At 62.3% G+C, this 13,265-nt stretch carries 10 protein-coding genes; 6 read left to right on the top strand and 4 right to left on the bottom strand.

Annotated elements, in window-relative coordinates:
• Positions 1–1,104, top strand: a 1,104-nt coding sequence (locus tag HMPREF3173_RS24855; protein WP_256544068.1) for an FMN-binding glutamate synthase family protein, incomplete at its 5' end; no start/stop codon positions are given.
• Between the two features lie 30 nt (positions 1,105–1,134).
• Here HMPREF3173_RS24855 and HMPREF3173_RS06900 read toward each other — a convergent pair.
• A complete protein-coding gene (locus HMPREF3173_RS06900; protein ID WP_070572004.1) occupies positions 1,135–2,421 on the bottom strand; it encodes an OprD family porin in 1,287 nt (428 codons plus the stop codon).
• Positions 2,422–2,905: 484 nt separating this feature from the next.
• Here HMPREF3173_RS06900 and HMPREF3173_RS06905 point away from each other — a divergent pair, with 484 nt between their 5' ends.
• Complete coding sequence (locus tag HMPREF3173_RS06905; protein ID WP_070572005.1) at positions 2,906–4,993, top strand: TonB-dependent receptor; 2,088 nt, start codon at positions 2,906–2,908, stop codon at positions 4,991–4,993.
• A 96-nt stretch (positions 4,994–5,089) separates the two neighbouring features.
• On the opposite strand, the gene HMPREF3173_RS06910 is transcribed toward HMPREF3173_RS06905, so the two are convergent.
• From HMPREF3173_RS06910 to HMPREF3173_RS06920, 3 genes are all read right to left on the bottom strand, one after another.
• The gene (locus tag HMPREF3173_RS06910) at positions 5,090–5,287 is read right to left on the bottom strand and encodes a hypothetical protein (RefSeq protein WP_070572006.1); all 198 of its coding nucleotides are present in this window, start codon (positions 5,285–5,287) and stop codon (positions 5,090–5,092) included.
• A gap of 181 nt (positions 5,288–5,468) precedes the next feature.
• On the bottom strand, positions 5,469–6,575 hold the full coding sequence (gene aguA / locus HMPREF3173_RS06915) for an agmatine deiminase (RefSeq protein WP_043208342.1): 1,107 nt from the start codon (positions 6,573–6,575) through the stop codon (positions 5,469–5,471).
• A gap of 197 nt (positions 6,576–6,772) precedes the next feature.
• Entirely contained in the window at positions 6,773–9,673 is a 2,901-nt protein-coding gene (locus HMPREF3173_RS06920) for an aminotransferase (RefSeq protein ID WP_070572007.1), read from the bottom strand.
• Positions 9,674–9,888: 215 nt separating this feature from the next.
• On the opposite strand from HMPREF3173_RS06920, the gene rfbB reads away from it, so the two are divergent.
• From rfbB to rfbD, 4 genes are read left to right on the top strand one after another with little or no spacing between them, the layout of a single operon-like run.
• Complete coding sequence (gene rfbB, locus HMPREF3173_RS06925; RefSeq protein WP_070572008.1) at positions 9,889–10,971, top strand: dTDP-glucose 4,6-dehydratase; 1,083 nt, start codon at positions 9,889–9,891, stop codon at positions 10,969–10,971.
• A complete protein-coding gene (gene rfbA, locus HMPREF3173_RS06930) occupies positions 10,968–11,843 on the top strand; it encodes a glucose-1-phosphate thymidylyltransferase RfbA (protein WP_070572009.1) in 876 nt (291 codons plus the stop codon). Before rfbB ends, rfbA begins: the two co-directional genes overlap by 4 nt.
• Entirely contained in the window at positions 11,840–12,385 is a 546-nt protein-coding gene (gene rfbC / locus HMPREF3173_RS06935; RefSeq protein WP_043208335.1) for a dTDP-4-dehydrorhamnose 3,5-epimerase, read from the top strand. The genes rfbA and rfbC overlap by 4 nt, the downstream gene beginning before the upstream one ends.
• A 5-nt stretch (positions 12,386–12,390) precedes the next feature.
• Positions 12,391–13,251: a dTDP-4-dehydrorhamnose reductase gene (gene rfbD, locus HMPREF3173_RS06940; RefSeq protein ID WP_070572268.1), complete on the top strand. Its 861-nt coding sequence runs from the start codon at positions 12,391–12,393 to the stop codon at positions 13,249–13,251.
• The last annotated feature ends 14 nt before the right edge of the window (positions 13,252–13,265 follow it).

Raw genomic sequence — 13,265 nt, forward strand, 5'->3', positions numbered from 1 at the left:
GCCCACGACACCGGCGAAGGCAGCATCAGCCCCTACCACCGCCAGCACGGCGGGGATCTGATCTGGGAGATCGGCAGCGGCTACTTTGGCTGCCGTACCGAAGAGGGCCGCTTCGACCCGGTGCGTTTTGCCGAACAGGCGCGCGATCCCCAGGTGAAGATGATCGAACTCAAGCTAAGCCAAGGCGCCAAGCCCGGTCATGGCGGCATCCTGCCTGGGCACAAGGTCAGTGCCGAGATTGCCGCCACCCGTGGTGTGCGGGTCGGCGAGGACTGCATTTCGCCAGCCGCCCACAGTGCCTTCCACACGCCGCTGGAGCTGCTGCACTTCATCGCCCGCCTGCGTGAGCTGTCTGGCGGCAAGCCGGTGGGCTTCAAGTTCTGCCTGGGTCATCCCTGGGAGTTCATGGCCATCGCCAAGGCCATGCTGGCCACCGGGATCACGCCCGACTTCATCGTCGTCGACGGCAAGGAAGGTGGCACCGGTGCCGCACCGCGGGAGTTCAGCGACAACATGGGCGTACCCATGCGTGAAGGGCTGATGTTCGTGCACAACACACTGGTCGGTCTGAACCTGCGTGACCGCGTGCGTATCGGTGCAGCCGGCAAGATCGTCAGTGCCTTCGATATCGCCAGTACGCTGGCCATCGGTGCTGACTGGGTCAACTCGGCACGGGGTTTCATGTTCGCCATTGGCTGCATCCAGTCGCAGAGTTGCCACAGCAACAAGTGCCCTACCGGCGTGGCCACCCAGGATCCGCTGCGCCAGCGCGCCCTGGTGGTGCCGGAAAAAGCCGAACGGGTGGCGAGCTTTCATCGCAATACCCTGCATGCCTTGGCCGAGATGCTTGCGGCGGCAGGCCTGGAGCATCCTTCGCAGCTCAAACCCAAACACCTGGCAAGGCGTATCAGCCCGAGCGAGATCAGCCTGTTTTCCCAGTTGCACCAGTTCCTCAAGCCCGGCGAATTGCTCAGCGGCTCGATCGAGAACGAGTTCTATGCGCGGATGTGGCGGATGGCCCGCAGCGACAGCTTCGCGCCGCAAACCGCAGACAGCGTTGCGCCAATGGCAGCGGTACGCCGAAAAGAAACAGCCCCGGCATGAGCCAGGGCTGTTCGGGACGCGAGTACGGGATCAGAAGACGTTGATCGGGTACTCGACGAAGACGCGGACTTCGTTACCGCTGATGTTGTACTCGCTGGACTTCTGCGAGACACGCAGGATGGAGCTGCGCAGTTTGACGCTCAGGTCCTTGGCTGCGCCGCTCTGTACCACGTACTTGAGCTGGTTGAAGATTTCGCGCTCGGTACCGCCAGTGCTGGTCGAGGTGGTGATGTTATCGCCACGAACGTACGCAACGTTGTAGGTCAGGCCTGGAACACCGAAGGCGGTGAAATCAAGACCGTAGCCCAGCTGCCAGCTGCGCTCGTCTTCGGCGTTGAAGTCGGACCAGTAGGAGTTGGCCAGGAAGATGGTGCTGCCGCCATCGCCTACGCGGCGTTGGTCTTTCTGGTAACCGCCGTAGGCGTAACCCAGGTTGCTGTCGCCGGTCGAGCGCTGATGGGCCAGGGTGAACGAGTGCGGACCGGTGGCGAAGGTCGCTGCCAGGCTCCAGATCTTGTTGTCGTCGCCGGTGATACCGTTTTCGCGGACATAGGAGTTGTCCAGCTTGGTGCGGTAGCCGTTGAAGTCCAGGGTCAAGGACTGATCCTTGCTGATCGGGAATACGTAGTTGGCGCCCACGTATTGCTTCTTCAGCACGTCTTCAACGTCGGAGGCATACAGCGCAGCAGTGAACTGGTCGGTGAACTTGTAGCTACCGCCCAACACGTTGATCGACTTCAGGCCACCGCTGTCACGACCTTCGGCGCTTTTGCGCGATTCAGCAGTGAAGCGACCGGCATTGAGCTCAAGACCTTTGATCTCCTTGGAGGTGATCAGGGTACCGGTGTAGCTTTCCGGGAGCAGACGCGCGTTGTCGTAGTTCAGAACAGGCAGCGTAGGCATCTGGTCACCGTACTTCAGTACAGTGTTGGAGACACGGAACTTGACCGCTGCGCCACCCTTGGAGAGGTCATCGGCAGCGTTGCCGCTGTCGCCTTTCTTGAAGAAGTCGATCCCTTGCGCGCCGGAGTGGCCCTTGCCGCCATCCAGGCGCACTGCGTACAGACCGAATGCATCGACACCAACCCCAACGGTCCCTTGGGTGAAGCCGGACGAGAACGTACCGATGACCCCTTGGCCCCATTCGGCTTTGTCTTTGTTACCGTCTTTGTAGTCGCGGTTCATGTAGGCATTGCGCAGCAAGACGTTCAGCTGGCTGTCTTCAACGAAGCCCTTGCTTTCGGCCTGGTCGTTGGCCTGGGCCTGGGTCGCGGCGATCATCGCCAGAGCGACCAGGCTGATCCTGGTTTTCAACATCTTGTTTTCCTTATTTCTGAATTTTTAAACGCTCTGCAACCTGACGCCAGGAACCAACGCCCCTTCGTAGGTTCGACGCTATGCGGATCCAAAACTGAAAAAAGCCCGTCATGTGGCATGCAGCGGGCTTTGTACAACAGCATGGCCAAGTCATGGCCAGCAGGCGTTGGGCGAATCCTAGCCCTGGCTGATTCGAGATGTCAAAAAATCGTGAAAGGCAGATGCTTATAACCAGATTCACGACAACAACCCGTGAATTTCTGGAGAAATCCGCACAGCATTAGGTTTTTTCCCTATGGCGCAGGCCCGCCCTGTGTTGCCATCTTGCGCTTCCGACGCCCACGGTAGTCCCGAAAGTGGGTTGAGTATTTTTTACAAATAGAAACACCTGTAAAGACAACGCCTTACAAATTACCCAAGCAACCACTAATAGCACTCGTTACCATTCGCACTCAATTTTCATTTATTGTTTTGCGGATTCTCAATGTCGGTATCCTCCCACCTTCCCTCTTTATCCTTTGGCTTGTCGCTACTGCTTGGAGCAAGCCTGGCCAACGCCGCCACCACCACCCTGCCGGAGCTCTCGGTCACCGCCGACCGCGAGCGCGAAGACGACAATCCTCGGGTTCATGAAGTCAGCACGGCCACCCGCACCTCTACCCCGGTTCGCTACGTGCCACAGGCCATCGACACGGTGAAGACCCACAACGTCCTCGACTACGGCAGCTTCAGCCTGGGCAAGGCACTGGAGGGCATTCCCAACGTCAGCAGTGGTGCCGATACCCGCTTCGACAGCTTGCGCATCCGTGGCTTCGACGCCAGCAACGACTTCTATCTGGACGGCGTACGCGATGACAGCCAGTACGTGCGCGACCTGCACAACATCGAGCGGGTCGAAGTACTCAAGGGGCCAGCGGCGGTTCTCTATGGCCGTGGCAGCCAGGGCGGTATCGTCAACCGGGTCAGCAAGGCCCCGGAGCACGGCCGGCGCTCGAGCATCGAAGCCCAGGGCGGTAGCGAAGACCTGCGCAGCCTGTATGCCGATCTGAGCGCTGACCCGACTGATACCCTCAGCCTGCGCCTGAACCTCGGTAATGCCGACAACAACAGCTTCCGCGACGGCATCGACGGCAGCCGCCAACTGTTCGCACCGTCCATGAGCTGGCAGCTGACCCCGCAGCTGAACTGGCTGGTGCAATACGAATACAGCCGCTACAACCGCACCCCCGACCGCGGCATTCCTGGCGATCCGCAGACCGGGCGCCCCGTCGATGTCAGCCGTCATACCACCTACGGTGATACCCAGCGCGACTTCATCGATGACCGTGCCCAGTCGCTGCGCTCGCGCCTGAACTACGAGCTCAATGACCAGTGGCAACTGCGCCATACGTTCAGCCTGTTCAATCTGGAGAGCGACTTCGACAACACCTACCTCACCGGCTACATCCCTTCCACCGGCCTGGTGAGTCGCCAGCGCTGGCAACAGGACCTGAGCACTCGCAATCTATTCAATACCTTCGAGGCCGAAGGTCATCTGCAAACCTTCGATCTCGAGCACACCCTGCTGGTGGGCCTGGAGCTGGGCGAACAGCGCCGCAATTCGTTGTTGCATCAAGGGGTCGGCGTGCCTTCCGTACCGCTGGGAGGCTCCAGTGGGCAACACCAGCACACCGGTGCGCTGAAGGTATCGAGTAACAACCACACCCGCGTGGAAAGCGCTGGCCTCTATGTGCAGGACCAGATACGCCTGAACGATCAATGGCAACTACTGGCAGGCGTGCGCTTCGATCGCTTCGAGGTAAAGACTACGAGCAAAGTGAAGAACCTCACGGAAATCCAGGAGAGCACCAGCACCAGCCCGCGCGTGGGCGTGGTCTATTCCCCATGGCGCGAGCACTCGTTCTATGCGTCCTGGAGCAAGACCTTCTCACCGGTCGGTGGAGGCCTGATCGGCATCACACCTGGCGCTCCGGGCAATGGCAACGATGCAGGCCCTGAGCTCACTCGGCAGAAGGAGATCGGGGTCAAGAGCGATTGGTTCGACGAACGCCTGAGCACCACCCTCGCCCTCTACGAGCTGGAGCTGTACAACCGCCGTACCCGCGACCCGAACAACCCCGAGCGCATCCAGCTCAGCGGCGAGCAGCGCTCAAGAGGCATCGAATTGACTGTCAGGGGCAATGTCACCGGCAACTGGTACGTGCGCGGCGGCGTGGGGCTGCAGGATGCGACCATCGTCAAGGACAACAATGGCCAGCAAGGCAACCGCATCAATGATGTAGCCAAACGCAATGGCAGCCTCTTCGTCACCTGGAAACCAGAACTCGGCTGGTACGCCGAAACTGGCCTGACGCTGGTAGGCGATCGATTCGCCGACAACCAGAACACCGTCAAGCTGCCCGGTTATGGCCGCTGGGATGCGCTGGCGGGCTACCGCACCCACGATTGGGATGTGCGCGCGGCCTTGAGCAACCTCACCGACAAGACCTACTACAGCTCGGCCACCAGTGCCAGCCAAATCCAGTTCGGTGATCCACGCAGCCTGGTGGTGACCGGTACCTACAGCTTCTGAGTCAGGTATCCGGTCTCGTCAGGCCAGCCAAGGCCGAAAAAAAACGCCACCGCGATAAACACGGTGGCGTTTTCGTTTGGGCGAGCGTGCACCCAATCAGTGCCAGACGGCCATCAACGCTTCCAGCTCAGCCTCGCTGATCAGGCCTTGCGGATATCGCCCATCCAACAGACGCCGTGGGTCGCCCGTCTCGAAGCGATAGCCACCATGGTTTTTCAACCACTGGGCGAGGGTCTTGAGCGATTCGTGATCCATCACCGAGGAAGGCATAGCCGACTCACTTGTTGCATTCATGTCCACAGGTACTCCAGGTGCCGTGAGCGGCTAACTTACGTTGGTTTTATTACAGAACAGCAGATCGCTATCTGACTGAAACACCTGAAAAACAATACAAGACATATGCCATCGCCCCCCTCCGGTAATCGGCAGCCACAAAAAAGCCCGTCAATGGACGGGCTTTTTTGTGGTCGAGGGTTTAGCGCTTGACCGGCGCCGGCTGTTGCTGGGTCAGGCAGTGGATGTTGCCGCCACCCAGAAGCAGCTCACGGCCTGGAATCATGACGACTTCGTGGTCCGGGAAGACCTTGGCCAGGATCGCTCTGGCCTGGGCATCAGCGGGGTCATCGAAGCTCGGGGCGATGATGCCGCCGTTGACGATCAGGAAGTTGACATAGGAGCCGGCCAGACGCACGGACGGGTCACGCTCCTGGCTGCCAGCCACATGGTCGACGCCTGCGCACTCTTGCTCAGTGGCGTACAGCGGGCCCGGGATCGGCATTTTGTGCACGACGAATTCACGGCCTTTGGCATCGCGGCTGTTTTTCAATACCTCGTATGCGGCGTGGCAACGCGCATAGTTGGGGTCGTTGGAATCATCGGTCCAGGCCAGTAACACTTCGCCTGGGCTGACGTAACAGCAGAAGTTGTCGACGTGGCCGTCGGTCTCGTCGTTGTACAGCCCGTCCGGCAGCCAGATGATGGTTTCGACGGCCAGATGCTCACGCAGAATGTCTTCGATCTGCTCGCGATTGAGGTGCGGGTTGCGGTTGCGGTTGAGCAGGCACTCTTCGGTGGTGATGAGCGTGCCTTCACCGTCCACATGGATCGAACCGCCTTCGAGCACGAAGCCCTCGGTGTGGTAACGCTGGCAGCGCTCCATTTCCAGGACCTTGGCGGCCAGTTCCTCGTCACGGTTCCAGGGCGCGTACAGGCCGCCGTCGAAGCCGCCCCAGGCATTGAAGCCCCAGTCCACACCCCGCACTTCGCCATGGTCATTGATGACGAAGGTCGGGCCGGTGTCACGCACCCAGGCGTCGTCGTTGCTGATTTCCACCACACGGATGTTGGGGACATCGAGCTGACGACGGGCGTTCTCGTATTGGCCGGCAGAGACGGCCACGGTAACCGGCTCGAAGCGGGCGATGGCCTTGGCCAGGGTCACATGCGCAGCTTGCGCCGGCTTGCCGCCCAGGCGCCAGTTGTCCGGGCGCTCTGGCCAGACCATCCAGACCTGGGTTTGCGGCGCCCATTCGGCGGGCATATGGAAACCGTCGGCACGCGGGGTCGAGTTGAGGGTTTTCATCGGTAACCTCTGCGAGGGCCCGGCGCCGACTGCGCCAGGTCATTGATAAAGAGGGCAGCTTGCTCAGAAGCGGCCGTGCGTTACACCATTATATACTCGATAAAAATCGAACTTAAAAGCTGAAAGACAAATTATTTGGTCATAAAAAAGCCACCTAAGCCGATAACAATCGACTCAGGTGGCTCGATGACCTCGACTTAAAGCGCTTCGGACAGAATGCGGTCCACGCTGTCGACGAAGTAATCCACGCTCGCCCGGGTGGTGCACATGGGCGGCTTGATCTTGAGGATATTCAGGTAGTCCCCGGTGGGCTGCATGAAGATGCCCAGATCGCGCAGGCGATTGCACAAGGTCATGGTCTCCTCGGTGGCAGGCTCCAGCGTCTGGCGGTCGCGCACCAGTTCAAGCCCCAGGTAGAACCCGGAGCCGTGGGCAGCCCCTGCAAGTGGATGTTTATCGACCAATGCCTCCAGGCGCGCCTTGAAGTAACGGCCTACCTCGCGGGTGTTCTCCCAAAGGCCTTCCTCCTGCATGACATCCAGCACTGCCATGCCGATCCGGCAACTGACTGGGCTACCACCGGCCGATGAGAAGAAGTAACCCTCAGCCTCCAGGGCCTCGGCAATCTCCCGCCGGGTAATCACCGCGCCCAGTGGCTGACCGTTACCCATGCCCTTGGCCATGGTGATGATGTCCGGCACCACGCCCTGCTCCTCGAAGCCCCAGAAGTATTCGCCGAGGCGACCATAGCCGACCTGCACCTCGTCGGCGATGCACACCCCGCCCCGGGCTCGGACCTTCGCGTAGGCCTCGCGCAGGTAGCCCGCCGGCAGCGAGATCCCCCCGGCATTGCCGTAGACCGGCTCGCAGATGAATCCGGCCAGCTGCCGCCCCCGGGCATCGAGATCGGCCAGCTTGGCGTCGACATCCTGCAGGTAATCAGGTGCGCTGTCCGGCCCACGGAAACGCCCGCGGAAAGTGTTCGGAGCCTCCACCGGATGCACCCAGTCCGGCCGGGTTTCCAGCGCCTGCGGGTTGTCGGCGATGGAGGTGGAAATGGCGTCGGTAGCCACCGACCAGCCGTGGTAGGCCTCCAGCACGCTGAGCAAGTCGCGCCCACCGCTGTAGGCCCAGGCCAGGCGGATGGCCAAGTCGTTGGCCTCGGTGCCGCTGTTGACCAGGAACACCCGGTCGAAGCCTTCCGGCGCCAACGCCAGCAGTCGCTCCGAGAACTCGGCGATCGCCGCATAGTGGAAACGCGAGTTGGTGTTGACCAGCGACCACTGGCGCGCCGACTCGGCGGCCATGCGCGGATGCCCATGGCCCAGCACCGCGACGTTATTGAGCATGTCCAGGTAGGAGCGGCCCTGCATGTCGATCAAGTAGTTGCGCCAGCCCCGCTCGATATGGGGTGGCTGCGCGTAGTAGTGCTTCTGCGAGCGGGCAAAGCTGGCGTCACGGCGAGCCAGCAGGGCCTGGGCGTCGACCAAGGGCTCGGCGTCGCAATCGAAGCCCAGCAAGGCGCGGGGGGACGGGCACACCGCCAACCAGGCCTGGGCATGGGATGGTTTGGCGAAGAACGGCGGCTGATGTTGCTCATCCCGGCTCAACTGGACGCTCAGGAAGCCGCAGGTCAGCCCTAGGGTTTGCCCCTTGGCCAATGCCTGGCCGTCCTGCGGCGCTTCTTCCAGCCCTGCCAGCCATAGGCTCCAGTCGGGTGTGCGCAGCCGACCACGGCCCTCGCCGGTGCGCTCCCAGACACCTGCCTGCGGTGCCTGCAACGCGGTGCCGGCGGGCACGTTCAGTTCCACACCCAAAGCGCAGGTGGCGGGCTCCTCGGGACGATCGATATGCGTCTGTGACAACCGGTACTGCCCGTGCAGGGTGCACGCCGGCCCGGCCTGCCCGGTCAGCAGCCGCTGGTCGAAACCGGGCTGCTCCCAATTACCGGCTTCGCAATGAGGGCTGAGCACGCCCAGGTCGATGCGCGCCACCGCCTCGCCGGCCAAGGCCGGCATCAGCAGCGCACAGTCCGAAAGGGTCAGCGGCGCCAGGGCGTGCCCTGCGGCCTGGAGAATCGCAGCCTCCATCAGGGCAAAAGGCACGGCGCTGGCGGTGTCGAAGATTTCCCACTCATGGGCGATGTTGTCGAGGATGTACTGGTTGCCAGGCTCTACCTGCAACTGCTGTTCGCTGCTGAGCACCAGTACGGCCGCGCGCATCAGCACCAATGGCCACAAGGCTCGCAGCTCGGCCTCCTGCAGCGGATTGATGGCCTGGTACGCCTGGATCGCCGGCAGGATACGCAGCGGGTCGCCTTCGGCGTGGTGCAGCAGGGCAGCACAGGTCACGGACAAGTCGGCGATACGCCAGGTACGCACCAGATCGCCGAAGTCGATGACGCCCTGCAATTGCCACTGGCGCCCGGCATCACGCGCCCAGACCGCATTGTCATCGGTGATGTCCAGGTGCACGGCCTGGGCCGGCAGGTCATCGGCCAACGGCTGCAAGCGTTCGGCGGCCAGCCCGGTGAGTTGCTGCACACGGGCTCGACGGGACGGGTCTTGCAGTACCGGCAGCAAATGCTCGATCAGTGCCTTAGCGTGGCGCGGGTCCCACTGCAGGGTGCGCTCGAGCCCGGGATGATCGAAGTCAGCCAATGCCCGATCGACACGCGCGCACAGCGCGCCCAGTTCAGCGATCAGGCGCGGCTCCATGTGTTTGAGACGCGTCAGTGGCTGGCCCTCGATGTAGTCGAGCAGGCGCACCCGCAAAGACTGGCCATCGATGTCCACCGCTAAAAGATCCTGGCCATCGCCTGCCCGACGCACGGCCGGCACCGGCAAGCCTTGTTCCCGCAGGTAGGCCAGTGCCGCGTGCTGCGCTTCGAGCTCCACCTGCGCATAGCTGGCGTGGCAGGCCTTGAGCACGAAGCGGCCTTGTTCGCTGTCGAGCAGCAGGTTCAGGTCCTGCTGACTGCCCAACGGCTGCAAGGGTCCGTCCAGGTCGTAGTGCGCGCGCAGCAGGGCATGGGCCTGGGCTTCGCTCAGCGAAGGGTTGGGCTGGCGGGAACGCTGGATCAGGGTGCTCAAGGGCATGGAGTGGAACCTCGGTTTTTTTGTCGCTTATATCGCCACTGCTGCTGCCGATATACAAGAGGCTGGCGATAAAAGCCTTGGTTACAGCAAGGCAGTTCCAAACTGTCCGGCTTTGCCGGACAATGCCGCCGCACGAACAAAGGGCCAGACCGCAGCGACCCGGCCGACACGCTAAGCTCCACTGGAGCTTCCTTCAGACCCAGAGGTTCTTTCAGATGCGAATTCTCGTCACCGGTGGCGCCGGTTTCATTGGCTCTGCCCTGATCCGCCACCTGATCGACAATACCGAGCACGAGGTCATGAACCTCGACAAACTCACCTACGCCGGCAACCTGGAGTCGCTGCAACGCATCGCCAGCAACACCCGCTACGAACTCGTCCAGGCCGATATCGCCGATGCGGCCACGGTCAGCGCCGTGCTGGAGCGTTTCCAGCCCCACGCGATCATGCACCTGGCCGCCGAATCCCACGTGGACCGCTCCATCGATGGCCCGGCGGAGTTCATCCAGACCAACATCGTCGGCACCTACACCCTGCTCGAAGCCACCCGTGCCTGGTGGAGCCGCCTGCCATCGCAGGCACGCGCGGCGTTTCGCTTCCACCACATCTCTACTGACGAGGTCTACGGCGACCTGCATGGTGCACACGACCTGTTCACCGAGACCACGCCCTACGCGCCAAGCTCGCCCTATTCGGCAAGCAAGGCAGCGTCCGATCATCTGGTACGCGCCTGGCACCGGACCTACGGGCTGCCTGTTCTGGTTACCAACTGCTCGAACAACTACGGCCCGTACCACTTCCCCGAGAAGCTCATCCCACTGATGATCCTCAGCGCCCTCGCCGGCAAACCACTGCCGGTGTACGGCGATGGCCAGCAGGTGCGCGACTGGCTGTACGTCGACGACCACGCCCGTGCCCTGCTCAAGGTGGTGACCGAAGGCCAGGTCGGCGAGACCTACAACATCGGTGGCCACAATGAGCAGAAGAACATCGATGTCGTGCACGCCATCTGCGCGCTGCTCGAGGAACTGGCGCCTGAACATCCGGCGGGCGTGGCCCGCTACACTGACCTCATCACCTTCGTCCACGACCGCCCAGGCCACGACCTGCGTTATGCCATCGACGCCAGCAAGATCGAGCGGGAGCTGGGCTGGGTGCCCGAAGAGACGTTCGAGAGCGGACTGCGCAAGACCGTGCAGTGGTATCTGGACAACCTCCAGTGGTGCCGCCATGTCCAGGATGGCAGCTACCAGGGTGAGCGCCTGGGACATTCCAATTTCAAGGACCTGATCGCATGAGCAAAGGCATCGTCCTGGCGGGAGGCTCCGGCACCCGCCTGCATCCCATTACGCTTGGTGTTTCCAAGCAGCTGCTGCCCATCTACGACAAACCGATGATCTACTACCCGGTCTCGGTGCTGATGCTGGCCGGCATCCGTGACATCTTGCTGATCTCCACCCCCCGGGACCTGCCACAGTATCGTCAGTTGTTCGGCGACGGCAGCCAGTTCGGCCTGCGTATCAGCTACGCCGAGCAACCCTCCCCCGACGGTTTGGCCCAGGCCTTCCTGATTGGCGAGCAGTTCATTGGCAACGATCCGGTGTGCCTGATCCTGGGCGACAACATCTTCCACGGTCAAAGCTTCACCGAGCAGCTGACCCGTGCGGCCAGCCATCCCTCGGGCGCGACGGTGTTCGGTTACTGGGTCAAGGACCCGGAGCGCTTCGGTGTGGTCGATTTCGACGAGCAAGGTCGAGCACTCTCGATCGAGGAAAAGCCTGCCGAGCCCAAGTCCAGCTATGCCGTCACCGGCTTGTATTTCTACGACAACGACGTGATCGAGATCGCCAAGGGCCTGCGCCCCTCCCCTCGTGGCGAGTTGGAGATCACCGACGTCAACAATGCCTACCTCAAGCGCGGCGACCTGCGCGTGGAGCGTTTCGGCCGTGGCTTCGCCTGGCTGGACACCGGAACCCACGAGAGCCTGCTGGAAGCCTCGCAGTACGTGCAGACCATCGAGAACCGCCAAGGCCTTAAAGTTGCCTGCCTGGAAGAAATCGCCTACCAGAAAGGCTGGATCACCCGCGAGCAGCTGCTGGCCAAGGCAAACGAACTGAAGAAGACTGGTTACGGTCAGTACCTGAGCAAAATCGCCGAAGAGCCCGCATGAACATCATCCACACCGACATCCCCGACGTGCTGATCATCGAACCCAAGGTGTTCGGCGACAGCCGGGGTTTTTTCCTCGAGAGCTTCAACGCCAGGGATTTCGCCGCTCACACCGGCCTGGACATCACCTTCGTCCAGGACAGCCACTCCTATTCGCGCAAAGGCGTGCTGCGCGGCCTGCATTATCAGGTCGAGAATACCCAAGGCAAGCTCGTGCGCGTGGTGCGCGGCGAGGTCCTGGACGTGGCCGTCGACGTACGTCGCAGTTCCCCGACCTGCGGCCGCTGGGTCGCCGCGCGCCTATCGGCCGAGAACTTCCGCCAGATGTGGGTACCGCCAGGGTTCGCCCATGGATTCGTGGTACTGAGTGAGGAAACCGAGTTCCTCTACAAGACCACCGACTACTACAACCCCGCTGCCGAGCGCTGCATCCGCTGGGACGACCCGACCCTGAACATCGACTGGCAACTACAGGCGCCGCCGCAGCTGTCGGCCAAGGACCAGCTTGGCAAGCTGTTCAGCGAGCTCGACCTGCTGCCATGAAACCATTGAAGATCCTCGTTTGTGGCCATAACGGCCAACTCGCCCAAGCCTTGCGCCCGCAGTTGGCCGACCTGGGCGAGGTACTGCTGCTCGGTCGCGACCAGCTCGACCTGGCCAATCCCGAGCAACTGCGTGAACCGCTGCGCCGACTGGCCCCCGACCTGATCATCAACGCCGCCGCCCACACCGCAGTGGACCAGGCCGAGAGCGAGCCGGAGCTGGCGTTCGCCATCAACGCCGAAGGCCCGCGCGTGTTGGCCGAGCAAGCAGCGCGACTTGGCGTGCCGCTGATCCACTACTCCACCGATTATGTCTTCGACGGCGACAAGCCCACTCCCTACACCGAGGCGGACACACCCAACCCGCTGGGCGTCTATGGGCGCAGCAAGCTGGCTGGCGAACAGGCCATCAGCGCGGTGGGCGGCGAGCACCTGATCCTGCGCACCAGCTGGATCTACTCGCGGCATGGGCGCAACTTCCTGCTGACCATGCAACGCCTGCTGCAAGAGCGCCCGCAGCTGCGGGTGGTCGACGACCAGGTCGGCGCGCCGACCTGGGCCGGCACCCTTGCCGTCAGCACCCGCGCACTCATTGAGCGTTGGCAGGCAGGCCAGGCCGGCGCCTGGGGCCTCTACCACCTGACAGCGCAAGGCGAGACGTCCTGGTTCGGCTTTGCCCAGGCCATTGCCGAACACCTGCGCGCCCAAGGCCTGCCCTGCGCCGAGTTGCTGCCGATCCCGTCCAGCGAGTACCCGACACCTGCGCGCCGGCCGCTGAACTCGCGCCTGGACTGCTCGCGCCTAGCCCATGAGTGGCAGGTCCAACAACCGCACTGGCACCAAGCGCTGATCGACTGCCTCAAGTAGCGCATAATTGCGCC

This window comes from Pseudomonas sp. HMSC08G10 (assembly GCF_001808425.1).
GTDB classification, from domain to species: Bacteria; Pseudomonadota; Gammaproteobacteria; order Pseudomonadales; family Pseudomonadaceae; genus Aquipseudomonas; species Aquipseudomonas guariconensis.

What these genes read in the sequence shown, in the direction of transcription:
- HMPREF3173_RS06900 (WP_070572004.1), bottom strand. Translation starts at nt 2,421, where the DNA reads ATGTTGAAAACCAGGATCAGCCTGGTCGCTCTGGCGATGATCGCCGCG.
- HMPREF3173_RS06905 (WP_070572005.1), top strand. Translation starts at nt 2,906, where the DNA reads ATGTCGGTATCCTCCCACCTTCCCTCTTTATCCTTTGGCTTGTCGCTA.
- HMPREF3173_RS06910 (WP_070572006.1), bottom strand. Translation starts at nt 5,287, where the DNA reads ATGAATGCAACAAGTGAGTCGGCTATGCCTTCCTCGGTGATGGATCAC.
- aguA (WP_043208342.1), bottom strand. Translation starts at nt 6,575, where the DNA reads ATGAAAACCCTCAACTCGACCCCGCGTGCCGACGGTTTCCATATGCCC.
- HMPREF3173_RS06920 (WP_070572007.1), bottom strand. Translation starts at nt 9,673, where the DNA reads ATGCCCTTGAGCACCCTGATCCAGCGTTCCCGCCAGCCCAACCCTTCG.
- rfbB (WP_070572008.1), top strand. Translation starts at nt 9,889, where the DNA reads ATGCGAATTCTCGTCACCGGTGGCGCCGGTTTCATTGGCTCTGCCCTG.
- rfbA (WP_070572009.1), top strand. Translation starts at nt 10,968, where the DNA reads ATGAGCAAAGGCATCGTCCTGGCGGGAGGCTCCGGCACCCGCCTGCAT.
- rfbC (WP_043208335.1), top strand. Translation starts at nt 11,840, where the DNA reads ATGAACATCATCCACACCGACATCCCCGACGTGCTGATCATCGAACCC.